This is a genomic window from Pseudoalteromonas sp. HL-AS1, assembly GCF_031198785.1.
Taxonomy (GTDB): domain Bacteria; phylum Pseudomonadota; class Gammaproteobacteria; order Enterobacterales; family Alteromonadaceae; genus Pseudoalteromonas; species Pseudoalteromonas distincta.
This window is the reverse complement of the sequence record NZ_CP133569.1, coordinates 1,160,972-1,185,002: the sequence shown is the minus strand read 5'-3', so window position 1 is coordinate 1,185,002 and position 24,031 is coordinate 1,160,972. Positions and strand designations below refer to the sequence as shown.

The following is a 24,031-nucleotide window of genomic DNA, read 5'->3' as shown; positions in this document are numbered from 1 at the left end:
AACAGCTCCTGCGTTACCCTACTAACTTAAATCGATGTATGATAAGTAAAACCGAGCAAAGCTTCTGCGTCCTGCTCACGCCCCTTAACTACATCCATGTTGGCAACAAAGAGTAAATAGCCTCTAGGAAGATCCCTTTGGGCAGCGCCTGTTTGGCATTAATGCTACGTTATCGCCCATTTATGGAAAATAACCACACTGCTACAAATTTAACCCTAAACGTTTAACAAACCCTAGCCTTCATTGCTCAACTCAGCTTTTCCCACACTTGAGCTAAACGAGAGAGCTTTAAATGTTTAGATTCAATAACCTGCTCTGGGGCATATTTATCAAGTAATAAATAAAGTGTCTCACTTACAATTGGCTTAGCTAAATAGTCATTCATCCCCGCGTCTATAAATCGCTCTTTATCACCATGAATCGCATTTGCAGTGAGTACTATTATAGGAGTGGTTATACCTAACTTTCTGATTGCTTTAGTTGCAGAAATCCCATCGAGTATTGGCATTTGGATATCCATAAAAATAATATCAATTTCACCGCTTTGCGCCTTTATTATTGCCTCTTGACCATCACTAACAATATGCACACGGCAACCTTTTTGTTCTAAAAACTGCCGAATTACAATTTGATTATTCGTATTATCTTCAGCAACCAATACATTGGTTCCGCTTAACTGAGTTAACCCTAAGGGGCTTTCTAAAGTTTCTTTTTGATCACGATTGGTAAATATAATATCCAAATGAAACAGCTGCTCTTCTAATAAACTAATTGCCCGTAGTACATGGGATACTTTATAAGGGCCATTTAACCTAAGCTCTCTGTCGTTAATATTTTGCGGTAATAAGCTTTTACCTAGCAAATCTAGGATAAGTAAACACGGTGAATTAAGGGAGTTGTATGTATTTATACGCTCGCGTGTTTGGGCTAACATTTGAGGATCAGTTAGTACAATTGCATCAGGAAAACTATCGTACTTGGGTATATCTGGGCATACTTCGTAGTGTTCAAAAGTGATAGAAAACCGAGTGAGCGTATGCTCCAAGGCTGTTTTTAGAATTTCGTGACTTCCTACTATCCATACTTTTGGCTTTTTACTTCGTGCTGCAAACCCTTCTCTTAAAATTGAGTCAGTTGTGTCTATTTGCAGCGGGTAATTAACTATAAACTCGCTTCCTTTATTAAACTCAGAACTAACCGAAATATCTCCACCTACCACATCACAAATTTGCCTACATATCGTAAGCCCTAAGCCACTGCCACCATGCTTTCGAGTAATTGAATTATCGGATTGAATAAAAGGCATAAACATACTGTCAATTTTATTTTTTGCAATTCCCATACCCGTGTCTTTTACAGATATATAAAGGTTTAAATTATTACCTTCAATATGAGTGCACTTAACAGTAACCGTTATTACACCATGTTGAGTGAACTTAATCGCATTGGCTAATAAATTTATGACTATTTGTCTTATACGGGCATGATCACCAATTACTTGAGCTGGTACATCAGGATAAAAATCAAAAATAACCTCAAGCCCTTTTTGTAAAGCGCTTTGGGAAATTATATCTATTGCTTCTTCAATACACGTATCAATACTAAATGGCTGATTATTGAGTGTTATGGCTTGTGCTTCAAAACGTGAGTACGTTAATACATCGTCCAATACACTTAATAGCGCGTCAGAACTTGTTTTAATCATTTGTGTATAGCGCATTTGTTCAGAAGTTAAACCGGTATGATGCAAAATATCTGCAGATCCAATCACAGCATTTAATGGCGTGCGAATTTCATGACTAATATTTGCCATGAATCGGCTTTTTTACTCCGCTAGGGTTTCTGCCTGATGTTTAGCTTCAAGTAATATTTGCTCGCTTTCAATACGCTCTTGTATATCCACAAGTGTCGCAGCAATTGATGATAAATCACTTTCGTAGCCACCAACAATTGGAGTTAGTGTAATTTCGACCCAGTTATTTATACCTTGTGCATTAATTAAACGTATATCAAAGCGACGTATATCACGCTTACCTTGTTTATAATCAAGTAAAGTGCTACTTATTTTTTCTACATCTTCTTTTGCTATAAACTTAATTATAGGTAAGCCAAGGCTCTCATCTACCCTGCTGTGTAACACTCGCTGCCATGCTTGATTTATAAATAATAGATTACCAAATGTATCAAGGCGTAAAACAATATCAGGGATATTATCAACGACAGAGTGATAATTATATTCTATCTCTGCCATGGCTTGTTCGGCTTTAACTCGCTGCGTAATGTTAGTTTCTATAGCGATAAAGTGCTTTACTTGACCTTCATCATCTCGCACTGGGTTTGCATCAATAGCAACCCAATAAATATTACCGTTTTTATCGTAATTTGTAGTTTCAACTTGAAAAGGAAGTCCATTTTTTACGGCATGAGACATGACCTTACGGCTTTTTTCACATGTTTTTGGCCCTTGCAGTAAATGACCAGGACTGGTCCCTATAACCTCATCACAGGTGTAACCTGTAAGTACTTCAAAACTATTGTTAACCCACTCAATTACGCCAAATTTATCTGTAATTATTACTAAGTTATTTGTATGGCTCGCAACAAGCGATAAGCGTTTTACATATTTTTGCTGTTGTGTAAGCAAAAGTTGTGAGTCTTTATGACGTTGAATGTCATAGAGTGAACCTATAAAACCGCTTTTTTCATCATAAACTAGCCTCAACTCAAACCAGTTTAAGAGTCCGAGACTATTTTTTATTTGTATTTCTACACTAGGAGTCTGCTTTCCTTCAAGCAAACAACAACTGTATGCAACAAAATGCATAATATCATCGCAATTTATTAACTTAGTAATATTAGAACCAATTAATGAATCGCTTGAGTAACCTAGTTTCTTCTCCCATGCTTCGTTAATATAGGTAAGATTTAAATGTTTATCACACTCAAAAATACATTCATCTAAAATAGCTAATAGCTTTGCTTGACGTCGATTACTATTGGAGAGCTTTTCGACCAATGCATATTGGATTTGCACTTGTAGTTCATCGTTGTTATCCATGCTCTCTCCAATGCTTAATAAAAGTTTTACTATCACAAACTCGCGCATAAAGAGGAAAAACCTCTTCACAGTAAAAAGTTTGTTCAAAAGAAGTGCGACTCGATGTGCAGTCACTTAAAATAGTGACGTTAAAACCAAGTTCAACAGCCGTTCGCGCAGTTGAGTCAATACAAATAGAAGTCACCGTACCGGCTAAAATTACATTAGTGACACCATGTTCTTTGAGCTTTTGCGCTAGAGCAGTATGTGTAAAAGCATTTAAACCTCTTTTCCCAGGCACCACTTCTATAACATTGCTAAAAAAATCTAGCTGCTCAATGGTTTGAGCGCCATACGAACCTGCTTTAAATGCGCCCACATCTGCAATAGCTTTTAATATGCCAATCGGATTTTTAAGCTCACTGTAGTTTTGTGTAAAATGAATGGGTGTATTAACAACTAACGCAAATTGCTCTGCACAGGCGGTCAATAAAGAGAGTGTATTTTCTACCACGCCAGTAATTCTTGACGACTCTTCAACCACGTCATACAAAATACCTTTTGGTGAAAAGTAATCATTTTGAAAACCAATCAAAATAAGCGCTGTTTTAGAAAAGTCATGCATCATTGCCACCTTATTAACCAATTTAAGACGCTAATTGCCAAGGTTTAATAAACTTTTCAAGCACTGCTTTGGTCACTGGTTTTTGTAAATAGTGCGTAATACCTTTTTCAAATAACTCAGCTATCTGCTCATCCCCTGTTAGCCCCGTTAAAATAACTTTGGGTGTATCATTATTAGGTGTATTTTGACTCCCCAATTGCTGTGCAACGTCACTGCCAAACATTCCTGGCATGCGCTCATCTAAGAGCAGTAAATCAAATGGTTCATTTTGAGCAAGCGTTAAAGCACTAGCGCCATTCCCTGCACATGTTACTAAGCAGCCCAGCATTTCGAGCATTACTTTTGTTGCAATTTGGCTTGGTAAGCTATCATCCGCCACTAATACCGATAAAAGTGTTTGCGTATGAAATGTTGTTAAAATAGTAATTAGGTCTGTATCAAAAAATGGCCAACCTAATATTTTTTGAGATAGTTTATTTTCTTGGCTCAGCCCACTAATATCGCTAATAGTGCATAACTTTATGTGTCTATTTATGCTATCACCATTTAGTTTGTCAGTTAGCGCGTCACCACTAAGATGACGTAAATCCTCAATCTGTACCGTTTCCTTAAAAGTGCTATTGAATAATTTAAAATTTAAGCCATATCGATCATGGGTTTTATCCGATGTTTTTAAACAACTTTTAAATAACGCCTCACAATCAGTTAGAACGTCTATATTTTGGCTAATATCAAGCGCCAAACTAACAGACTCTTTTGTAGCTAAAAGCCCATGAAAATCCAGCGTGCTTACTTGCTCAGACCCATCAATCTGGTAATGAAGACTAACCCCTTGTATATTTGCTTCTAGGTTAAGTAAAAAGCTCTGCTTTACGGATGCTAGCGCTGGAATGAGAAACTCCTCGCATTGCGCAATCATTTGCTCAAGAGGAATTTGCAAACAAACGTAGTTACATTGCAACTTGTTAATTAAAGTAATTGAAAAATTTCTATTTTGGGTTTCACAATGTTTACCGATTACCCCTTGGATAATTTCTAAAACGTGACTATTAATGTTCATAAAGTATTCTCGTTAACCCAATGTATAGCTCTTAATTATCAAGTTATGTGCCACAAATTAATTCCTGTAAACACAATTGCATTCATATACTTAAGTATTAGACAGACAGTGTTTTAGTCTTTCATTCGCATTTTGCAAATCATATTGCTATGCAATATTTGATTTTGGTTTTTATTAGAATGGTGCAATCGATTTTTTTTGCTTTAAATAATTTTTCAATCATTTAAACTGATTTTAATCAAATTGAGGAGAAAGCTATGTTAACTGTAATTTTTGGCCGTGAAGGTTGTCCATATTGTGTTCGTGCAAAAGATGTTGCGCAGCAACTATCAAATGAACGTGATGACTTTAAATTTCGCTACATCGATATAATTAAAGAAGGCATTAGTAAAGCCGACCTTGAAAAGTCAGCAGGTAAACCTTGCCCTACCGTTCCACAAATTTTTGTGGATCAAAATCACATCGGTGGATTTACAGAATTTGAAGCTTACGCAAAAGAAAACCTAAGCTTGTACAAATAAGCGTTGTATTAAATATGTTAACCAGTTTAATAAACCCCAAATCAAACTGGTTAAATTTCGACCAACATCAAACACATAGAAATTAGTTTCAATTTATACAAGCATTTGCCTCGCGAATCCTATATAATGCGCGCCTCTTTAAATTCGTTGAGGCGTATTAATGTCAGAACCAGTCACGTTTGAATCTCTAAATCTTTCTCCTGCAATTTTGAAGGCAGTTGAAGAGTTGGGTTACAAGACACCATCTGAAATCCAAGCTCAATGTATACCGTTATTGCTAGAAAGAAAGGACGTACTGGGACTAGCTCAAACGGGTACAGGTAAAACCGCAGCATTTGCACTGCCATTACTAAATAATATTGACCCGTCTGTGAAACAGCCACAGATCCTTGTACTCACACCAACGCGTGAGCTTGCGATCCAAGTTGCTGAGGCATTCGAACAATATGCTAAACATGTTCGTGGTATTGAAGTATTGGCACTATATGGTGGCCAAAGCTACAGTATCCAATTAAGCGCACTTCGTCGTGGCGCTCAGGTTATTGTTGCAACTCCAGGTCGTTTAATCGATCACATTAACCGTGGCACTATCAAGTTTGATGCTCTACAAGCACTTGTACTTGATGAAGCCGATGAAATGTTACGTATGGGCTTTATCGATGATGTAGAAAGCATCATGGAAAAAACACCGCGCGAGAAGCAAACATGTCTTTTCTCTGCGACTATGCCTAAGCAAATTCAAAACATCAGCAGCAAGTATATGAACAATCCTGAACAGGTTCATATTTCTGCGCGTAACTCTACAGTATCATCTGTTGAGCAAGTGTTTTGGAATGCAAGCGTACATAAAAATAAAGCAATTGTTCGCTTCTTAGAAGCTGAGCAATATGAAGGTGCTATTGTTTTCGTACGTACGCGTAACGATACAGTACAACTTGCTGAGTTATTAGAGCGCGAAGGTTTCTCTGCTGCTCCACTTAACGGTGACATGAACCAGCAAGCACGTGAACGCACTGTAGATCGCTTAAAAAGTGGCATGCTAAACATTGTTATTGCAACAGATGTAGCGGCACGTGGTCTAGATGTTGACCGTTTAAGCTTAGTTATCAACTACGATATCCCACAAGATTCTGAAGCCTACGTTCACCGTATCGGCCGTACAGGTCGTGCTGGTCGTACTGGTAAAGCAATCTTATTCGTAAAACATAACGAACGTTATTTACTTAAAAATATCATTCGTCATACGAAGTCTGAAATTGCTCAAGTTGAATTACCTACAGCAAAAATTGTTGAAGAAAAACGTATCGAAGCGTTACAAGCAAAATTAACTATTGCGCTTGAAAACAAAGACATCACGTTCTTCAATGAAGTAGCTACTAACATGGCTGAAAAACTTGATCTTCCTCTTGAAAGCTTAGCGGGTGCGTTACTGTGTTTAGCACAGCAACAGTCGCCAATTAAAGTTGAAGAAGTTAAGATTCAACCTCGTGAACGTAACGAGCGTAACGACCGCAATTCACGCAACGATCGTGGTGACCGTGGACGTCGTAACGAACGTGGCGGCGAACGTGGTGGTGAACGCGCTGAGCGTAAACCTCGCGAACGTAACAGCCGTGATGCAGGTCCTATGGATACTTACCGTATCGAAGTAGGTCGTGAACATGGTGTTCAGGTTAAAAATATTGTTGGCGCTATCGCTAACGAAGCTGACATCTCAAGCAAGTTTATTGGTGATATTCGTCTACACGACAATCACAGCACGGTTCAATTACCGCAAAACATGCCTAAAGATGTACTTGATCACTTTCAAAAAGTGTTTATTTGTAAACGCCCTATGGGCTTAACAATTACAACTGATCAAGGTCCTGCTGAACCACGTGGCGAACGCTCTGAGCGTCCAGCTGGTGATAAGAAACGCAGCTTTAATAAAGATGACGGCGCACGCGGTGATAAGCGCAGCGGTCCTCGTAAAGAACGTCGCCCTGTAAGCTTCACAGCTAAATAAGCAACGACTCTTTAATAAAAAAACCTTGCCACGAAAGTGACAAGGTTTTTTTGTTTTTAAGCTGCTGCTACAGTGAAAACAAAGTAGACTTTCGCGTCAATTCAATAGCGGCTTGAGATAGTTTTTTTAGCCTGAGTTCGGGTTGCTTAATGCCTATAAATACATTTCTCTGATTTTTAAAATAACAAAAATTCTGTAAACTAGACAAAGGCTATAGTTCACGGACGAATTAAAAATTGAAAAAGATTTACGACAACTTGCTCCTTGTAGCAATAATACTCCCCATTTTATTATGCATCACTCTTCCTATTTTAATGGACTTTACAGATCCACCATTCATCTCAAATGAACTATACGACGTTGTTTTCTTTATAACCCTCCCTATTATCTGTTGTGCACTATTTATCTATTTAAATATACTTATTTTCAATAAATATAAACGCTGCAGTAAATATAGAGAATCACTTAAATACAATTTCTCAGATACTAAAATAAAATTAGCATCCATTTTCATGTACCCATTATCCCCTTTATTAATCTTTGGAATACTCTATTTTTTTATCTCTGATCCTATTAAATTATGGGCTTACTACACGCAAGGCGACTATTGGTATAAAGAATACATCCTGACCGATGTACAAGAGTGTGGCACTGAGTATGAAGATAGCTGTACTCGTTTATACTTCAAAGACCCTAAAACGAATAAGATTCATGATTTTAGGTGGTATGACGATAAGTCTACAATAATGAACAATAAAAATGATTATGTGTATATTGTTGGAGAGGCCAGCTTATTTGGCTATATAGTGAGAAATTTAGAAAGATAACTTAGACTTACTTTTACATTACAGGACTTTTATTTAAAAACCTCACTCAAGTGAGTGAGGTTCATAAAGGTTTAGGCTAAGGCAATGCTGGATAAATGTAGCTTGCATCTAAACCTAAAGGAATACCAAGTGCCCAATAACCTAATAAAAAGATACTCCAGCCAATCATAAAGGCAATTGAGTACGGCAGCATAACAGCAATTAAAGTGCCTATACCGGTGCCTTTGACATACTTTTGACAGTACACCACCACTAATGGGAAGTATGGCATTAACGGTGTAATAATATTAGAGCTTGAGTCACCTACACGATAAGCGGCTTGAGTTAAGTCTGGCGAAATGCCAAGTTGCATTAACATCGGTACAAAAATGGGGCCAAGTAACGCCCATTTTGCTGAACTTGAACCTACAAACAAGTTAACAAAGCCAGTTAAAAAGATGATGCCTACAACCGTTACTGCACTTGGCAATTCCATCGCCTTTAATAACTGCGCACCTTCAATTGCGAGCAGTGCACCTAAATTTGATTTACTAAATGCAGCAATAAATAGCGAACAGAAAAACGCCATGACGATATAATATGCCATGCCGCTCATCGCTTTACTCATAGCATCAATCATATCTTTTGAAGTTTTAAAGGTACCTACCGTAAAACCATATACAGTGCCTGGGATCCAAAAAAGTAAAAATATTAGTGGTACAATTGATTGCATTAAAGGAGAGCTAAAATTAGTAAGAGATCCGTCACTACTGCGCATTGCAGAATCGTCTGGAGCAGAGACAAATGCTAATAACGCAAGTCCAGCAATCATCACAGTACTGGCTATATAAAAGGCACGTTTTTCATCACTACGTGCATCTTCAAATACAGGTAAATCCTCTTTAGCACCATCAACCGCTGTTTTTTGTAAACGTGGTTCAATAATTTTATCGGTGATATACCAGCCCAATGCCACAATAAATAAGCTAGATGCTGAAGCAAATGCCCAGTTATTTAACGGGTTAATTGTCATTGCAGGATTAATTATTTGCGCCGCACTTTGGGTAAAGCTTTGTAGCAATGGATCAATCCCTGATGGAATAAAGTTAGCCCCAAAACCACCACTCACACCAGCAAATGCAGCTGCAATACCCGCAAGCGGATGGCGTCCTGCAGCATAAAATATAACACCGGCAAGTGGAATAACTAATACATAACCTGCGTCAGTAGCGGTATGGCTCACAATGGCTACTAAAATGATTGAAGGCGTTAATAGCTTTTTAGGAGTAACTTTAAGCATTAACTTAAGACCGGTATTAATGAAGCCCGAATGCTCTGCAACACCTACACCTAACATAGCTACTAAAACGACACCTAAGGGAGCGAAGCCGGTAAAGGTTTTTACCATAGAGGATAAAAAAGTAGCGAGCGAATCACTTGCCAGCATATTATTAATAATAATCGCTTCACCGGTACGTGGGTCTATTGCATCAAAGCTTACGCCTGAAAACCACCACGACAAAAACCAAATTAATAACATTGCAAACAGAAATATTACGGCTGGATCTGGAAGCTTATTGCCAACCCGCTCAACAAAATTTAAAAAACGCGCAACAACCCCTGAAGGTAAAGCGTCTTGATTATTACTCATTCTTATTGTTCCTAAATTTATTTTTAGTAACAATATCGCATAAAAACAAAACAGTAAATTAACATGAAAATCTACTTTAAAAGTTTTGGGCACAAAAAAACACGATAGTGATAAACACATCGTGTTTTTTGTAACACTTAGGGTTAAGCGAGGGCTTTAACTTCTTCCCACAAGCGTGCAACTAATGCCTTGTCTTCTTCGTTAAGCTCGCCGTTGCGATATGCTTTAACTAAGCTTTGCTCTACAGTTTCGTTTAGCTCATCTATACTGATTGTCAGCTTTTCTACTTCGGCATAACCAACTGCAAGATCAAAATGACCTCGTAAATAGCCGCCAGCAAATAACTCATCGTCAGTTGCTTTTATTACTAAATCATCGAAGTACTGCTGGGCTGCATCGATATAGTTCACTAAACTCATTTATTAATCTCCTGGTTTTGCAAAGCACCTGTATTTTCAATGTTGTGGTGCCCTACTGCATACATAATATGGTCGTTAAATCCGGTGGTTACTTTAATATAACCGGTTAATTCATCATCTAATTCGCCATCGCCTGTATCACAAATAAGGGGGCGACCATTAAGCGCTTGTAGTTTTGTTTTTGTTGCTACTACAATAATATTTTCTTTGCCAATTGCGCGTATAAGCACAGGACTCAATTGCTGGTTACCACGGCCAAATATATGCCCTTGCCCGCCAATGAGCGTAATGACTAACTTAGTACTTTGATCATGTGTAAGCTCAAGCAATTGCTTAGCCGTTAAATCTTGAGAAACTAAGGTTTGATCTTTTATTAAATCAACACCAAGTAACGTATTTTCAAGCCCCATTTCTTCCATTATGGCTTCAACCGTTGAGCCGCTACCCATAATATAAAATGTGTCTTCATCCATTTGCGATACAACATGCGCTGCAATGTCGGCAAGTACGAGTTCGTCGGTTTCTTTACCGCCATTTTTAACCGCTTGCATATAGCGTACTTCGCTAGGTGTTTGCATTTCGCCGTAGCGTTTGGCTTTTACTGTGCCTTGCCTGAAAGTATCTTCATCTATATCCATTACATCTGCATCGGCTAAGGTAACTAACTCACCCTTAACCAGCATTTCGACTACGCGCCCTGCAGCCTTTGGCGTGATAGCGTAAACACCAGAATGAATTTTACAACCTGCGGGAATACCAAGTACGGGAATGGTATCCTCTATTGCATGGCAAATGTTACGTGCTGTACCGTCGCCTCCGGCAAATAAGACCAAATCAACACCAGAGTTTTTAAGTATTTTTGCGGCTTGTTCTGTGTCATCTGGGGTTGTTATTGCTGCAGTGTTATATACAACCTCTACATTAAAGCCCAAAGCTTTTGCTGTTTGCTCACCCATGTCACCGTTAACAGTGTAAATAGTTAAGCGTTCTTTATAAGGTAATAGCACCTCAAGCGCTGCTTTTGTTCGGCTATTTGCTTTTGGCTCTGCACCTAATTCAATTGCTTTAGCGGCTGTGTGTGCGCCATCACTGCCTTTTAAGGCAACTGTGCCGCCTAAACCTGCTACAGGGTTTACAATTAAGCCTAATTTAAACGCCATTACAAAGCTCCTTTGGGTGTTGCCAATTAAATTGCTGCGCTGTTAATGGCCACGGTGTATTGTAAAAATCACAGAGTGCTTTTAAAAGTGACTCTGTACGAGAGTTAAAGCCATTTTCGATTAGCGATAATACCCGTGCATATACTCGCTGCTGAAAATCAAACCGACATGTTTGCTCGCCGTTTAAGTTATCCACCGACACATTAAAATTAAACCCTGCTGCGGTGCTTAATAACCACTCTATAGCTTGGGGCTTTACTTCTACGTTTTCAAACTCAGCTTGTTTTTTTTTGTCGCGCCCGTCTGGGCAGTACCAATAGCCGTAATCTTCTAATAACCGACGTGCATCACCGGCCACCAGCCAATGCGCAATTTCATGTAATGCACTGGCATAAAAACCATGCGCAAATACAACTTGGTGATATGGCACCTGCTCTGTTGCTGGTAAATACACAGGCTCACAATCGCCTTTTATCAGTCGTGTATTGTGACTTTGATAAAAAGTGCGCTCAAAAATTGAAATTAGATCAGCTATTTGATGCATAAAAATTGATTAATTCGTCTCGGTTACAGCGCCATATTAGCGCACTAAAAACGAGACGAATTGTACGGGCTTTTACAACTAAAGTAAAAATAAGGCGTGATAGTAAAATATAAGCGGATTAATCTTTCACTTTATTGATATTTTTAATAATACCTAAACAGTAAAGCGTATTGGCAAGTTCTTTACGCTGTGTTTTTTCACTTGAGGTTTTATTGGCTAAGCCAGTTAACATATCGTACCGTTTACGTAGAGTTAGTATATATCTGGCATGCTTACGGCATTCAAAACAACGTGTACAGTGTGAATCGACCCAAAAATCAAGTACCTCAAACCAATATTGCTGCTCTTGAGCAAAAAAAAATAAATGCCTTAGAGCAACTTTCGCACTTCTCTTCAATATCAACATAAAGTGCCCGAGGGTCAATGGCATAGTTTTGCTTTTTTATATCTGCCAATATTACCGTATCAGGGAAGTATTTAAGCCTCGAGTAACGCCAGTGCGCATTCTCTATCGCCTCTATTGTCACTGGGGTATTGGTAGTTATCGGTTTTTTGCCATACCTTGGGTGATTTAGATACATGAGCTGCCTAGTTTAAACTTATGATTTTAAGGCATAGAACATGCCATATGAAAAACAATAATTATACAGGCGTTCCTGCTTCATCACACTCTACAATATCGGTTTCGGTTAATGCCTGAGTGATCCATACTTGTAATACTGGGCAAAGCATAACAAAGTCACAATATTGTTGCGCCTCTGGCGATAACGTAATTTGATATGTTTTTAAACGCAATACAATAGGTACGTACATAGCATCAGCAATACTAAAGTCACCAAAAAACCACTCATTTGGAAACACATCTTGTTGCTGTGCAAATATCTCGTCTATACGGGCTATGTCTTTTAATGCTTCGCTCGATAGGTCTACTTTACGGGTAGCTCTTATATTCATTGGCATTTCGCTGCGCAGCGCCATAAAGCCTGAATGCATTTCAGCGCTTAGCGCACGCGCTTTAGCTCTTTGGGTAATATATTTTGGCCATGCAGCGCCCGATAAGTAAGCATCGTTAATATATTCACAAATTGCTAGCGAATCCCATACCTGTAAATCGCCATCAATTAACGCTGGAACTTTTGCACAGCAAAGGTCTTTTTTAGTTCATTGTAAAAATCAGGGGTGTCGAGTACCAGCTGGGTTTCACTAAACTCAACATCAAACCTACTCATTAAGTACCATGCGCGTAATGACCAGCTGGAGTAATTTTTATTACCGATGAATAATTGCATATTGTAAATACCAAAGTGAATAGACGCTCCTACCTTACTAGGTGATTAAACAACCAACAACATTTTGTTTAAAGTGTCTTTGCTAACGGTTACTTAAAGCTATTAATTACTCACTTAACTGCTTGTTTAAATGTTTTTTTAATAGTTGTGTATTACGCGTGTTAGCTTTAAAAAACGCATCAAATATATCGCCAAAAAATGGTACTAAGCCGCCCACAAAATCTATGAGCATATTAATGATCATCTTAGTCTTTATACGTTTACTCACACCTAAACGCTGCGCTTCTATAAGCACATAGCTTGATAAAATTAGCCCTGCGGCATCACCTATTACAGGGATTAAACCAATCACAGCCTCTAGGCCTATATTAAATTTAGTAAAAGGAATACCAATGCTGCTATCAGTTAACTTACTGAAACGTTCTAAGCGGGCTATTGCAGCTTGGGCTTTTATTTGTGAGTGTTCATTAATATTATCGTTCATTAATATTATCGTTCATTAATATTATCGTTCATGATTACTACCCTCCTTCTTGCAGTATATAGGGCTTACTTGAACAACTCCTGAAAGGCTCCTAACTAAATTACAGACATAAAAAAACGCGGTAATCCGCGTTTTTTTATAATTATATATACTTACACAGAGCCATTAATTGGCCCATGTTCGTGGTTTACATGTGGATTTTGTCCGCGTTGACGCAGTAAGTGGTCCATTAAGGTAATGGCCATCATTGCCTCTGCAATCGGTATTGCACGAATACCTACACACGGGTCGTGACGACCTTTAGTGATCATCTCAACCGCTTCGTTGCTTGTATTAATGCTGTTACCTGGGATGGTAATGCTCGAGGTTGGCTTTAGCGCAATAGAAGCAATAATGTCTTGCCCTGTCGAAATACCCGCAAGTACGCCACCTGCATGATTTGATGTAAAACCTTCAGGGGTTAGCTCGTCGCGATGCTCAGAGCCTTTTTGCTCAACTACGTCAAAGCCATCACCAATTTCAACGCCTTTAACTGCGTTAATACTCATTAATGAGTGTGCAAGTTCAGCGTCAAGGCGGTCAAATACTGGCTCTCCAAGACCAACAGGTACATTGCTTGCCACTACTTTTACTTTAGCGCCAACTGAGTCACCTTGCTTTTTAAGATCACGCATATATTCGTCAAGCGCTTCAAGCTTACTTGCATCAGGGAAGAAGAATAAGTTATTTTCCACTTCATCCCAGTCAAACGTTTCCGCCTTAATAGGGCCAAGCTGACTTAAACATGCTTTAACTTCAATACCATGAAATTGCTTTAAGTATTTTTTAGCAATAGCACCTGCCGCTACGCGTATCGCGGTTTCGCGTGCAGATGAACGACCACCACCGCGATAATCGCGCAAGCCGTACTTATGCCAATACGTGTAATCGCCATGACCTGGGCGAAATACATCTTTAATTTTGCCGTAATCTTGCGAGCGTTGATCGGTATTTTCAATCAATAAACCAATGCTGGTACCTGTGGTTTTACCTTCAAAAACGCCTGCTAATATTTTTATTTGATCGCTTTCACGGCGCTGCGTTGTATAACGGCTTTGGCCTGGTTTTCGGCGATCTAAATCAATTTGTAAGTCGGCCTCTGTGATTTCAAGACCTGCGGGAGTACCATCAACAACGCCGCCTAATGCAACGCCGTGGCTCTCACCAAAGGTGGACACTTTAAATAACTGCCCAATGCTATTACCTGCCATTAACTTTCCTCATTCCTAATGACTACCAATAGCCAAGCACAGGGCTTGGCTATTCATTTTTTACTTATACCAATTCAAATAAATAGCTGATCTATTTTACTTGCTAAAACAACCCATTTCTTTGTTGTAAATTTCGCAAAGGGAACAACCATTTACATCAATTTACGCCTAGAACTGAATTGTTTTTTCGGCGTAAAATTTAGATCACATACTTAATGGAGTTGGTATTATTTTGCAAAATACTCATCTAGCTGCTTTTTGCTAATTACAAATACACCTAAGCCGCCTTGTTCAAATTCAATCCATTCAAACGGCGCGCCCGGATACAGTGCATCCATATGTACCATAGAGTTACCAACTTCTACAAATAACAAACCGTTATCAGTTAGATGTTCACTCGCTTCGCTCAATATAGTACGGGTTACATCTAAACCATCGTGGCCTGATGCAAGCCCAAGCTCTGGCTCATGATGAAATTCGCGTGGCAGGTCAGCCATATCTTCCGCATCAACATACGGTGGGTTTGCTACTATTAGGTCGTATTTTTGACCTGGTACACCGCTAAATACATCAGACTGAATCGGTAACACGCGATCACTCAACATGTAATCGTTAATGTTAATGTCTGTCACTTCAAGCGCTTCATACGATATATCTACCGCATCAACTTGTGCCTGCTCAAAAGCTTGCGCAAGTGCAATTGCGATACAACCCGAACCTGTACATAAATCTAATATACGGTTTACCGATTGTGGCTCTTCAAGCCACGGCGTAAAGCGGTTACTAATAAGCTCGGCAAATGGTGAGCGAGGTATAAGTACACGTTCATCAACATAAAACGGCATACCCGCAAACCATGCAATGTTTGTTAAGTAAGGTACTGGTGTGCAGTCGTTAATACGTTCTGCAATAAGACCCGCAAGTCGATTTTTTTCTGTGCTTGTTAAACGCGCGTGCATTAATTCTTTTGGCGCATCAACAGGCAAGCTAAGCGCAGGCAGTAATAAGCTTACAGCTTCATCCCATGCGTTATCTGTACCGTGTCCAAAAAATATACTACTACTTGCAAATTGGCTTGTAGTCCAACGTAACCAGTCATGTAAAGTTGACAGTTCTGCAACGGCTTCTTCGAGTGTTGCTTCTTCTATTTGTAAATCGCTCATATATTTTTACCTGTATTAGCTTACTGACTGTTTTGAGTCTTTAAGACGATTGCATTGCCTATCTGCGCTGGGCAAATTACAATTGCCCCTCATTTAAGTATTGTACCGCCTTTTGCGCTGCGTTTTTACGTTTTTTTGTTTAGGTAATAGTTATGAAAAAAGACACTCCATCACATTCGTCCCTAAGCAATGACGACATAAGCTTATTTCGTCAAACGATCACAGGCGCCAAAGTATTTAAACAAGATACTCATCGTTTTGATACAAAGCCTAAGGTGTCACAAGCTAAGCAATTTGCCCAGCAAAAAAAGCAGGCTCAATCTGAATTTTTCTTCTCAGACGTTTATATTCCCGATATAGACACCCACGGCACGGTTAAATATGTAAAACCTGGCCAAGATACTTTCCTAGCTAAACAGCTTCGCCGTGGTGACTTTGCACCCGATTTGACGCTAGATTTACATGGCTTAAATAAAGAACTTGCTAAAGACGAACTCGCTGGACTCATTCACGAATGTAAAAAGCAGCATTATTATTGTGCATGTGTAGTGCACGGTATTGGTGGCGGCGTACTAAAGCACAAAGTGCCTCAGTACTTAGTACAGCACCCTGACGTAATAGCGATGCACCAAGCCCCTCTCGAATATGGTGGAAGAGGCGCTGTACTTATTTTAATTAATTTACCGCAAAGTGATGAATTTAGACGCTAACTTTAGCCATTACTAGGATGTAACTACGTGCATATTTTTTCAATTATTTTTCCGCTCATTTTTATTGTGGCACTGGGTTATGGATGTTGTAAGTTAAAGTTTTTTAACGAACAAAACATTGCGGGTCTAAGTAAATTTACTTTTTATGTGAGTTTACCGGCCTTTTTAGTACTAAATATGTCGCAAATAAACTTACAGCAAAGTATTAGCCTTTTTGCATTTTTGAGCTTTTACATACCTGTTTTGAGTGTGTTTGGATTAGGCATTTTAATCGACCGCTTTTACTTAAATAAGCCATGTCTCAATAATAAAGCAATAAATTATCAACAACACAGCGTATTTGGTTTGGCAGGAAGTTATTCAAATATGGTGTTGGTAGGTATCCCAATTGTTATAGCGTCACTGGGTAAAGAGATGATTGCTATTGCATTTATGATCATCACCTTTCATAGCACATTGCTATTTGCCCTGACCTTTTTAATTGGGGCAAAAGGAAGTGCTGAAAACTTCTCATGGTATAACTTTAGCAAGTGTATGGTGCTAAACCCTATCGTACTGAGTATTGGTTGCGGGTTGATCATTAATGTATCTGGGCTTAGCTTATATGACAATTTAGTAAGCAGTATAGATTTACTCGCCAAACCCGCTATTCCGTGTGCTTTATTTGTACTAGGCGCAAACTTAGTATTTTATAAAATAGCCTCAAACTGGCAGCCCGCGCTTATATCTTCATTATTAAAAATTATTATATTACCGGCTGGGGTATTTGTTGCAGCAACTTATGTGTTTGAGTTAGATGAGCAAATAAGAAATGTGCTAGTTCTATTGAGTGCATCACCTGTAGGGGTAAATGCTTACTTAATTGCGTGTCAGTTAAAACAGCATCAAGCAACGCTTGCAGGGGCGGTGGTACTTTCTACTATATTGTGTATGTTGAGTTTTAGCTTTTGGTTGGCTATTTTGCTTTAAACAACTATATAACTAACAAAACTGCCATGAGCTATATAATTGTTTAATCAAATTACTTTAAGGCCGCTACAACAGATATTTCTACGAGTAGTGCATCACGTGCCATTTTAGCTTCTACGCAGGCACGTGCAGGCGCATAACCCTCGGGTACCCATGCATCCCATACTGCATTCATATCAGCAAAGTATTCCATGCTCTTTACATAAATAGTCGCGCTAAGCATGTGTTCTTTTGAACTCCCTGCTTCATCAAGCAGCGCCTCTACTTTATCAAGCATAGTTTGAGTTTGCTCTTTAATACCTTTTTGCGCGTCGGCGCATACCTGCCCACATAAATACACAGTGCCATTATGTTTTACTATGCGGCTCATGCGCGCACCTGTTTGTAAGCGTTCTATCGTCATAATACTTTTCTCAATTATTTAAAGGTTTTCTGGGGCATTTATACTTATATAACTACTACGCTGGGTTTGCTCATCATAACTAATAACAGCAACAGCACCTGTATTAAAAATTGGCATATTACCAGGGCTTAATTGATCCACTAAATAACTTACAATAGGCATGTGTGCCACTATAAGCCATGTATTGCATTGGGGATGAGTAGCAATAAGCGTTTCAAGATAGTCAGCAGCAATTTGAGGTTTGCCTTCGGGGATAATATCGGACGTGGTTTCGCTAAATTTAAATACGTTATTTTTAGCCACACCTGCAGCTGTTTGCTGTGCACGAATGTAAGGACTAACTAACAGTGCATCAGGGCAATGTGCTTTACTGAGCCAAAGGCCCATTTTTTCAGCTTCATCGTGCCCTGCTTGGGTTAAATTTCTACCTGCATCATCAGCCTGCATGGGTGTTGCTTCGCCGTGGCGCATTATTAGGATTGTTTTCATAAAAAACCAACCGATTAAAGAATATAAAACAGTAGCCAGTTTGCCCATTTGTCAGCTATATTAACAACATAAATCTATTTATTTCTAAATAATTCTTTCATGAGATTCAGGTAAATCTTTAAGCTGTATTTCGCTTTCCTGAAGCCATCATCTGTTGTTAACAAGTAAACGTTTAGTTTCAGGAGCATCATTTGAATATCAGCCGCAATGATAACAGAGCATACCGCGCCTTTACACTGGACAATGGTCTAAAAGTACTATTAGTGCAAGATAAAGATTCTACAAAAGCGGCAGCATCAATGGCAGTTAACGCCGGGCATTTTGACGATCCTCTTGATAGGCAAGGCCTAGCACACTTTTTAGAGCACATGCTTTTTTTAGGCACAGACCAATACCCAGATTCAGGCAGTTTTAATAATTTTGTTTCGCAAGCTGGCGGGAACACTAATGCGTGGACTGGCACTGAGCATACCTGTTACTTTTTTGATATTAATAACCAAGAATTTGAACAGGCGCTTACCCAATTTAGCCGTTTTTTTATTGCGCCACTTTTAAATTCAGCCGAAACAGAAAAAGAACGCAACGCAATTGAAGCCGAGTTTAAACTAAAAATAAAAGACGATGGTCGCCGTATTTATCAAGCCCACAAAGAAACGGTAAATCCAGCTCATCCATTTGCTAAATTTTCTGTAGGAAACCTACAAACCTTAGCTGACAGAGAGCGCTGTATTAGTGATGAGCTTCGCGACTTTTTTAATAGTCAGTACCAAGCTCAGTGGATGACTTTAGTTATTTGCGCAAACGAAACATTAGACACACTACAAAGCTGGGCACAAACTTACTTTGGCGCAATTAAGGGTAGTAAAAACCTCAAAAAGCCAGAGATCAGTGAGCCACTCTATCGCAAACAAGACATAGGAAAAATACTTCATATTGAGCCGCATAAGCATATGCAAAAACTTATCATAAGTTTTGCTATGCCTAATATTGACGACTTTTATCGCCACAAAACAGTGAGTTTTATTGCCCATTTACTTGGCTATGAAGGCGCGGGTTCTCTTTATTCTATTTTAAAAGAGCAAGGCTGGATAAACGCGCTTTCTGCTGGCGGTGGTATAAACGGCAGCAACTTCAAAGATTTTAATATTAGTTTAGCGCTTACCGATGAAGGTATTGAATACTTCGAAGACATTATTGAAATGGTGTTTGCATACATTTGCTTAATTAACGATAACACCGAAAAATTGCCGCGTTTATATCAAGATAAAAAAAATCTATTACAAATAGCATTTGATAACCAAGAAAAGTCACGCTTGATTGATTGGGTCAGTAATTTAAGCATTAATATGCAGCATTACGACGAAGCAAATTACGTGCAAGGCGACTATTTAATGGAAGGCTTTAAAAAAGCGACCCACGAAATGGCCATGCAGTGGTTAACGCCACATAATATGCGCATCGTACTTATACATCCAGATGTAGAGCCTGAACATAAAACCGCATGGTATAACACACCATATAAAGTAGAACATATTTCACCTAGTTGGCTTGATGCACTTAGTGAGATAAATAAACCGCTGAGCGAAATGCTGCTGCCTACCGCTAATCCTTATTTAACAAAAGAAGTGGTGTTATTTGATGTCATAAAACCACAAACAAAACCCGAGTTATTAGTAAAAGAACCCGGTTTTGACTTTTGGTTTAAACAAGACAACACATTTCGTGTTGCTAAAGGCCATTTTTATTTGGCCATGGATTCTGATTTTGCCGTAAAAGATGTAAAACATATGGCACTCACCCGCTTATTTACAGATTTATTTATGGATAGCGTGGGCGAGCAATTTTATCCTGCAGAACTTGCAGGTCTTAGTTACCACTTAACCTCGCATCAAGGTGGGTTAACTCTACATACCGCTGGGCTTTCATCTAGCCAGTTAGAGCTTGTTGATCAATTAATAGATGCTTTATTTAATGTAGAAATTTGTGCAAAACGCTTTGCTGAATATAAAAAACAGCTTGTAAGGCATTGGCGCAATAGCAACCAAAACAAACCAGTCAGTGAGTTGTTTAGTATTTTAGGCGCAAAAATAATGCCTTGGAACCCACAACCTGGGGAGCTTGCATCGGCATTAAAAAACACTTGTTTTCAGCAATTTAATGAGTTCAGAACAGACTTTTTTAAAGCACTACATGTTGAATCATTTTTACATGGTAACTGGCAGCAAAGTGATGCATTAGCCTTTCAAAAAAAGGTCGCCGAACACCTAAAAAACGCAGCCATAATTGAAGATTTAAGACGCCCTCTTTTTGAAATTAAAAAAGTAACTCGCTACGAGTTAGAACTTCCTTGTAGCGACCATGCCATGGTTGTTTACTATCAAGCGCAAACGGATTGCGTGGCCGAAAAAGTAAAAATGATGGCGTTAAATCATTTAATTAATCAAGATTACTTTAACGAGTTACGAACAACACAACAGCTAGGTTATTTAGTGGGCGCAGGTTATGCACCTTTTAACACACGTGCTGGAATAGCATTTTATGTGCAGTCACCTAAGTTTGATGCAAAAACATTATTGCATCGACATAACAGCTTTATAAAAAACTACCTTGATAACATTGATGCACTTGATGAAAACGATTGGCAACAGCAAAAGCATGGCCTTAGTACTCATATTGCAGAAAAAGATAAAAACTTGCGCCTGCGCTCACAACGGTTATGGCTTGCTATTGGTAACAGAGATCATGAATTTCATATGCAGCAGCGACTTTTAGATGCCCTAAACGCGCTAACACTAAGAGAAGTAAAAGTTTATGCACTAAGCCTATTTGATGATGATAGACCAAGATATGAGCTTTTAAGCTCGGCAAAAGTCACTAAATCTCAAAATATGCCCGTTTACTCTCAATCTCTTTGACTCTAGGTTTAGCTTGTTTTAAATTATCATTTGTAAATTAGAAGTAATCAAAAATGATAAAAACAATAATAAAACTAAGCATGCTTGTAGTACTTGCTTACTCATTTGAGCTTTTGCCTTTGAGTCATCACTTAATTACAACTCTGACAATATACTTATACTAGCAAGCGCCATTATAGCGCTTGCTTTGCCCTACCTGTTATTTGTAATCCACAAACTTAGACGTTCACGCCGCCAACTTCGACTTTCGGAAAAACGCCTTAAAAGTACCGTAGAAGGTAGCGGCGATACACTTTGGGACTGGAACATAAAAACAGGCGAAGTTATTCGTATTAACGATAAGTACTTAATGGACTCAACTACCTTAATGGGGTTTCCACCAAATAAAGGCCTTATCCATCCTCACGATATTAATAACGTTGAGCACTTGTTAAAAGTGCACTTTGCAGAGCAGTCTGCTTTTTTTGAAGCCACCTACCGAATCAAAGATACTTTTGGTCGTTGGCACTGGGTGCTCGACCGCGGAAAAATAATTGAAAAAGACGCCAACTTATCACCCCTTAGAATGACAGGTACCGTTCGCGATATATCACAGTTAAAATCAACTGAAGAGCGCTTAAACCTTTTTGCAAAATGTGTTGAGTCGCTTACTGACGCCTTAGCAATTTACGATAAAAACTTTAAACTGGTTGATATAAACCCTAGCTTTTTAACCTTGTTTGGTGGCGTACGCGAACAATACTTAGGAAAAGAATTTAGCCTATCTGGGTATGAGCCAAGCTACACAAACAGAATTATTGAAATAGTAAAAGAGCGCGAACATATTCAACAAGAAGTGAAGCTTCGTAATAGTGAGCGTATTTTATTACCGATAGAAATATCCATAGATGAAATTAAAAACGATCAAAATCAAATAACTAATTATGTCGTTGTATATTCAGATTTAACAGAGCGTAAAAAAGCAGAATCGCAATTACATAACTTATCGAATCGAGATCGCACAACCAGTCTGCCTAACCGAAATTTATTTTTTACTGATTTGCATAAACTAGTAAAACTCAATTCGCATCACGCCTTGCTTGTATTCGATTTAGATAACTTTAAAAAAATAAATGACTCGTTAGGACATCAGCTAGGTGACAGCTTATTAGCTAAACTAGCAATGCGCTTAAATAAACTAACCCGCGAAAATGATGTGTTTTATCGTTTAGGCGGCGATGAGTTTGCTCTGGTAATGTCTGACACTAACGACATACATGTAATTACACGCATGGCTAAACAGTTTTTAGCGGCCATTGCTACACCATTTAAAATGGCAGGCCACGAACTGGCAATCACCTCAAGTGTAGGTATTGTATTATTCCCTGAAGACGGTAATACGCCTGAACTGCTTTTAAAAAATGCAGATACCGCCATGTATCATGCTAAAAAGAAAGGTAACAGCTACTTATTTTTTAACGACACGATGAACCGTCAAGCCGTTAAACGACTGCAAATTGAAAACCTCATGCGCTTTGGTTTAAAAGAAGATCACTTTGAAGTGTACTACCAACCAAAAATGAATATTCGCACAGGCAAGCTAACCGGAATGGAAGCATTAGTGCGCTTTATTACACCCAAAAAAGGCATTATTAGTCCGGGAGTTTTTATACCTATAGCCGAGGAAACGGGCCAAATAATTGAAATTGGTGAAGTGGTATTAAACAAAGCCTGCAGAGACGTAAAAGAATGGCTAGATAGCGGTTTATTTAGCGGCCGAGTAGCTGTCAATTTATCAGCAAAGCAATTTAGCCTCCCCGATTTAACCTCTCGTATTGACGTTATTTTGCAAAAAAATGAATTACCTTCTTACTTTTTAGAGCTTGAAATAACAGAAGGTACTGTAATGGATGACCCTAAAGAAGCCATTGCAATTATGCGTTCGTTAAGTGCCCGAGGTATTCATTTAGCAATGGATGATTTTGGTACTGGTTATTCATCATTAGCGTATTTAAAGCAATTTCCGCTTAATACACTTAAAGTAGATAAAGCATTTATAGATGACATGACCAACGAACGTGGCCGTAATATGGTCGACTCAATAGTCACTATTGCACATAACCTTGATTTACATGTAGTGGCTGAAGGTGTAGAACAAGCTCATCAAATTGATATACTCAAAAAGCTTAATTGCGAAACAGTACAAGGTTATTACTATTCTAAGCCTCTATCAAAAAGTGAATTTACTGAATTTTTAAAGCAACAACAAACTAAAGCAGCCCCAAGCTTAATTAGAAAAAATAAAAATGTGGCGTCAATAAATTAAGGGCGCCATATACACGCATTTATTCCTACATTTCTTACTAAAGCACGACGATAATGTAGATTAAACAAGCACCAGGCTACAGGTCCAAGTAAACCGCCTAAAATCAGCCATCGCTTAATTGGCATGCCTTTTTTAATGGTTTCTAAATACATTAAAGCTATAAATGCACTGCTTAGTAAAACTATAAACAAAGCTACCCCTTAAAATTGCTCAAAAATACGGCGTT

The 24,031-nt window shown here is 38.6% G+C and carries 22 protein-coding genes and 1 pseudogene; 7 read left to right on the top strand and 16 right to left on the bottom strand.

Annotated elements, in window-relative coordinates; all coding sequences use genetic code 11:
• Positions 1–247: 247 nt before the first annotated feature.
• From RB214_RS05490 to RB214_RS05475, 4 genes are read right to left on the bottom strand one after another with little or no spacing between them, the layout of a single operon-like run.
• Positions 248–1,813, bottom strand: a complete 1,566-nt coding sequence (locus tag RB214_RS05490) for a response regulator (protein ID WP_309168573.1) — start codon at positions 1,811–1,813, stop codon at positions 248–250.
• A 12-nt stretch (positions 1,814–1,825) separates the two neighbouring features.
• A complete protein-coding gene (locus RB214_RS05485; protein WP_309168572.1) occupies positions 1,826–3,058 on the bottom strand; it encodes a PAS domain S-box protein in 1,233 nt (410 codons plus the stop codon).
• Positions 3,051–3,665, bottom strand: a complete 615-nt coding sequence (locus RB214_RS05480) for an isochorismatase family cysteine hydrolase (protein ID WP_309168571.1) — start codon at positions 3,663–3,665, stop codon at positions 3,051–3,053. The genes RB214_RS05485 and RB214_RS05480 overlap by 8 nt, the downstream gene beginning before the upstream one ends.
• A 19-nt stretch (positions 3,666–3,684) precedes the next feature.
• A complete protein-coding gene (locus tag RB214_RS05475) occupies positions 3,685–4,722 on the bottom strand; it encodes a response regulator (RefSeq protein ID WP_309168570.1) in 1,038 nt (345 codons plus the stop codon).
• 257 nt (positions 4,723–4,979) lie between these two features.
• Here RB214_RS05475 and RB214_RS05470 point away from each other — a divergent pair, with 257 nt between their 5' ends.
• The 3 genes from RB214_RS05470 (at position 4,980) to RB214_RS05460 (ending at position 8,075) form a co-directional block, all read left to right on the top strand.
• Entirely contained in the window at positions 4,980–5,243 is a 264-nt protein-coding gene (locus RB214_RS05470; RefSeq protein WP_290193319.1) for a GrxA family glutaredoxin, read from the top strand.
• 160 nt (positions 5,244–5,403) lie between these two features.
• Positions 5,404–7,248, top strand: a complete 1,845-nt coding sequence (locus RB214_RS05465; protein WP_024606656.1) for a DEAD/DEAH box helicase — start codon at positions 5,404–5,406, stop codon at positions 7,246–7,248.
• 512 nt (positions 7,249–7,760) lie between these two features.
• Complete coding sequence (locus RB214_RS05460) at positions 7,761–8,075, top strand: hypothetical protein (protein ID WP_309168569.1); 315 nt, start codon at positions 7,761–7,763, stop codon at positions 8,073–8,075.
• Positions 8,076–8,151: 76 nt separating this feature from the next.
• On the opposite strand, the gene RB214_RS05455 is transcribed toward RB214_RS05460, so the two are convergent.
• The 9 genes and pseudogenes from RB214_RS05455 to prmB all read right to left on the bottom strand — a co-directional run bounded on the left by RB214_RS05455 (position 8,152) and on the right by prmB (position 16,014).
• The gene (locus RB214_RS05455; protein WP_309168568.1) at positions 8,152–9,705 is read right to left on the bottom strand and encodes an AbgT family transporter; all 1,554 of its coding nucleotides are present in this window, start codon (positions 9,703–9,705) and stop codon (positions 8,152–8,154) included.
• Positions 9,706–9,848: 143 nt separating this feature from the next.
• Complete coding sequence (locus tag RB214_RS05450; RefSeq protein WP_309168567.1) at positions 9,849–10,124, bottom strand: YfcL family protein; 276 nt, start codon at positions 10,122–10,124, stop codon at positions 9,849–9,851.
• Positions 10,121–11,284: an ATP-NAD kinase family protein gene (locus RB214_RS05445; protein WP_309168566.1), complete on the bottom strand. Its 1,164-nt coding sequence runs from the start codon at positions 11,282–11,284 to the stop codon at positions 10,121–10,123. The genes RB214_RS05450 and RB214_RS05445 overlap by 4 nt, the downstream gene beginning before the upstream one ends.
• Entirely contained in the window at positions 11,274–11,828 is a 555-nt protein-coding gene (locus RB214_RS05440; protein WP_309168565.1) for an elongation factor P hydroxylase, read from the bottom strand. The genes RB214_RS05445 and RB214_RS05440 overlap by 11 nt, the downstream gene beginning before the upstream one ends.
• Positions 11,829–11,946: 118 nt before the next feature.
• Entirely contained in the window at positions 11,947–12,234 is a 288-nt protein-coding gene (locus RB214_RS05435; RefSeq protein ID WP_309168564.1) for a zinc-ribbon domain containing protein, read from the bottom strand.
• 236 nt (positions 12,235–12,470) lie between these two features.
• A pseudogene (locus RB214_RS05430) lies at positions 12,471–13,117 on the bottom strand (glutathione S-transferase family protein).
• 106 nt (positions 13,118–13,223) lie between these two features.
• Positions 13,224–13,601, bottom strand: a complete 378-nt coding sequence (locus tag RB214_RS05425) for a DUF4112 domain-containing protein (protein WP_024591638.1) — start codon at positions 13,599–13,601, stop codon at positions 13,224–13,226.
• A 152-nt stretch (positions 13,602–13,753) separates the two neighbouring features.
• A complete protein-coding gene (aroC, locus tag RB214_RS05420; protein ID WP_008138551.1) occupies positions 13,754–14,851 on the bottom strand; it encodes a chorismate synthase in 1,098 nt (365 codons plus the stop codon).
• Positions 14,852–15,078: 227 nt separating this feature from the next.
• Entirely contained in the window at positions 15,079–16,014 is a 936-nt protein-coding gene (gene prmB / locus RB214_RS05415; RefSeq protein ID WP_007377743.1) for a 50S ribosomal protein L3 N(5)-glutamine methyltransferase, read from the bottom strand.
• A gap of 152 nt (positions 16,015–16,166) precedes the next feature.
• Between prmB and smrB the strand changes: the two genes are divergently transcribed.
• The gene (smrB, locus tag RB214_RS05410) at positions 16,167–16,724 is read left to right on the top strand and encodes an endonuclease SmrB (RefSeq protein ID WP_007377742.1); all 558 of its coding nucleotides are present in this window, start codon (positions 16,167–16,169) and stop codon (positions 16,722–16,724) included.
• A gap of 27 nt (positions 16,725–16,751) precedes the next feature.
• Positions 16,752–17,693, top strand: a complete 942-nt coding sequence (locus RB214_RS05405) for an AEC family transporter (RefSeq protein ID WP_309168562.1) — start codon at positions 16,752–16,754, stop codon at positions 17,691–17,693.
• A gap of 52 nt (positions 17,694–17,745) precedes the next feature.
• On the opposite strand, the gene RB214_RS05400 is transcribed toward RB214_RS05405, so the two are convergent.
• Both RB214_RS05400 and sixA read right to left on the bottom strand, forming a co-directional pair.
• Positions 17,746–18,096, bottom strand: coding sequence for a RidA family protein (locus tag RB214_RS05400; protein ID WP_024604476.1), 351 nt, complete (start codon positions 18,094–18,096; stop codon positions 17,746–17,748).
• Between the two features lie 18 nt (positions 18,097–18,114).
• Complete coding sequence (sixA, locus tag RB214_RS05395) at positions 18,115–18,585, bottom strand: phosphohistidine phosphatase SixA (RefSeq protein ID WP_024593905.1); 471 nt, start codon at positions 18,583–18,585, stop codon at positions 18,115–18,117.
• Positions 18,586–18,776: 191 nt separating this feature from the next.
• Between sixA and RB214_RS05390 the strand changes: the two genes are divergently transcribed.
• Together RB214_RS05390 and RB214_RS05385 are read left to right on the top strand one after the other, a co-directional pair.
• A complete protein-coding gene (locus RB214_RS05390; RefSeq protein ID WP_309168561.1) occupies positions 18,777–21,500 on the top strand; it encodes an insulinase family protein in 2,724 nt (907 codons plus the stop codon).
• A gap of 151 nt (positions 21,501–21,651) precedes the next feature.
• A complete protein-coding gene (locus tag RB214_RS05385) occupies positions 21,652–23,805 on the top strand; it encodes an EAL domain-containing protein (protein WP_309168953.1) in 2,154 nt (717 codons plus the stop codon).
• On the opposite strand, the gene RB214_RS05380 is transcribed toward RB214_RS05385, so the two are convergent.
• The gene (locus tag RB214_RS05380) at positions 23,802–23,996 is read right to left on the bottom strand and encodes a hypothetical protein (RefSeq protein WP_024604473.1); all 195 of its coding nucleotides are present in this window, start codon (positions 23,994–23,996) and stop codon (positions 23,802–23,804) included. The genes RB214_RS05385 and RB214_RS05380 overlap by 4 nt on opposite strands.
• Positions 23,997–24,031 lie beyond the last annotated feature (35 nt).

Bases quoted from the DNA above. Each gene is read 5' to 3' on its own strand.
- RB214_RS05445 (WP_309168566.1), bottom strand. From the start codon at position 11,284: ATGGCGTTTAAATTAGGCTTAATTGTAAACCCTGTAGCAGGTTTAGGC.
- RB214_RS05475 (WP_309168570.1), bottom strand. From the start codon at position 4,722: ATGAACATTAATAGTCACGTTTTAGAAATTATCCAAGGGGTAATCGGT.
- prmB (WP_007377743.1), bottom strand. From the start codon at position 16,014: ATGAGCGATTTACAAATAGAAGAAGCAACACTCGAAGAAGCCGTTGCA.
- RB214_RS05450 (WP_309168567.1), bottom strand. From the start codon at position 10,124: ATGAGTTTAGTGAACTATATCGATGCAGCCCAGCAGTACTTCGATGAT.
- smrB (WP_007377742.1), top strand. From the start codon at position 16,167: ATGAAAAAAGACACTCCATCACATTCGTCCCTAAGCAATGACGACATA.
- RB214_RS05465 (WP_024606656.1), top strand. From the start codon at position 5,404: ATGTCAGAACCAGTCACGTTTGAATCTCTAAATCTTTCTCCTGCAATT.
- RB214_RS05400 (WP_024604476.1), bottom strand. From the start codon at position 18,096: ATGACGATAGAACGCTTACAAACAGGTGCGCGCATGAGCCGCATAGTA.
- RB214_RS05470 (WP_290193319.1), top strand. From the start codon at position 4,980: ATGTTAACTGTAATTTTTGGCCGTGAAGGTTGTCCATATTGTGTTCGT.
- RB214_RS05435 (WP_309168564.1), bottom strand. From the start codon at position 12,234: ATGTTGATATTGAAGAGAAGTGCGAAAGTTGCTCTAAGGCATTTATTT.
- RB214_RS05480 (WP_309168571.1), bottom strand. From the start codon at position 3,665: ATGATGCATGACTTTTCTAAAACAGCGCTTATTTTGATTGGTTTTCAA.
- RB214_RS05440 (WP_309168565.1), bottom strand. From the start codon at position 11,828: ATGCATCAAATAGCTGATCTAATTTCAATTTTTGAGCGCACTTTTTAT.
- RB214_RS05485 (WP_309168572.1), bottom strand. From the start codon at position 3,058: ATGGATAACAACGATGAACTACAAGTGCAAATCCAATATGCATTGGTC.
- aroC (WP_008138551.1), bottom strand. From the start codon at position 14,851: ATGGCAGGTAATAGCATTGGGCAGTTATTTAAAGTGTCCACCTTTGGT.
- RB214_RS05425 (WP_024591638.1), bottom strand. From the start codon at position 13,601: ATGAACGATAATATTAATGAACACTCACAAATAAAAGCCCAAGCTGCA.
- RB214_RS05455 (WP_309168568.1), bottom strand. From the start codon at position 9,705: ATGAGTAATAATCAAGACGCTTTACCTTCAGGGGTTGTTGCGCGTTTT.
- RB214_RS05490 (WP_309168573.1), bottom strand. From the start codon at position 1,813: ATGGCAAATATTAGTCATGAAATTCGCACGCCATTAAATGCTGTGATT.
- sixA (WP_024593905.1), bottom strand. From the start codon at position 18,585: ATGAAAACAATCCTAATAATGCGCCACGGCGAAGCAACACCCATGCAG.
- RB214_RS05460 (WP_309168569.1), top strand. From the start codon at position 7,761: ATGTACCCATTATCCCCTTTATTAATCTTTGGAATACTCTATTTTTTT.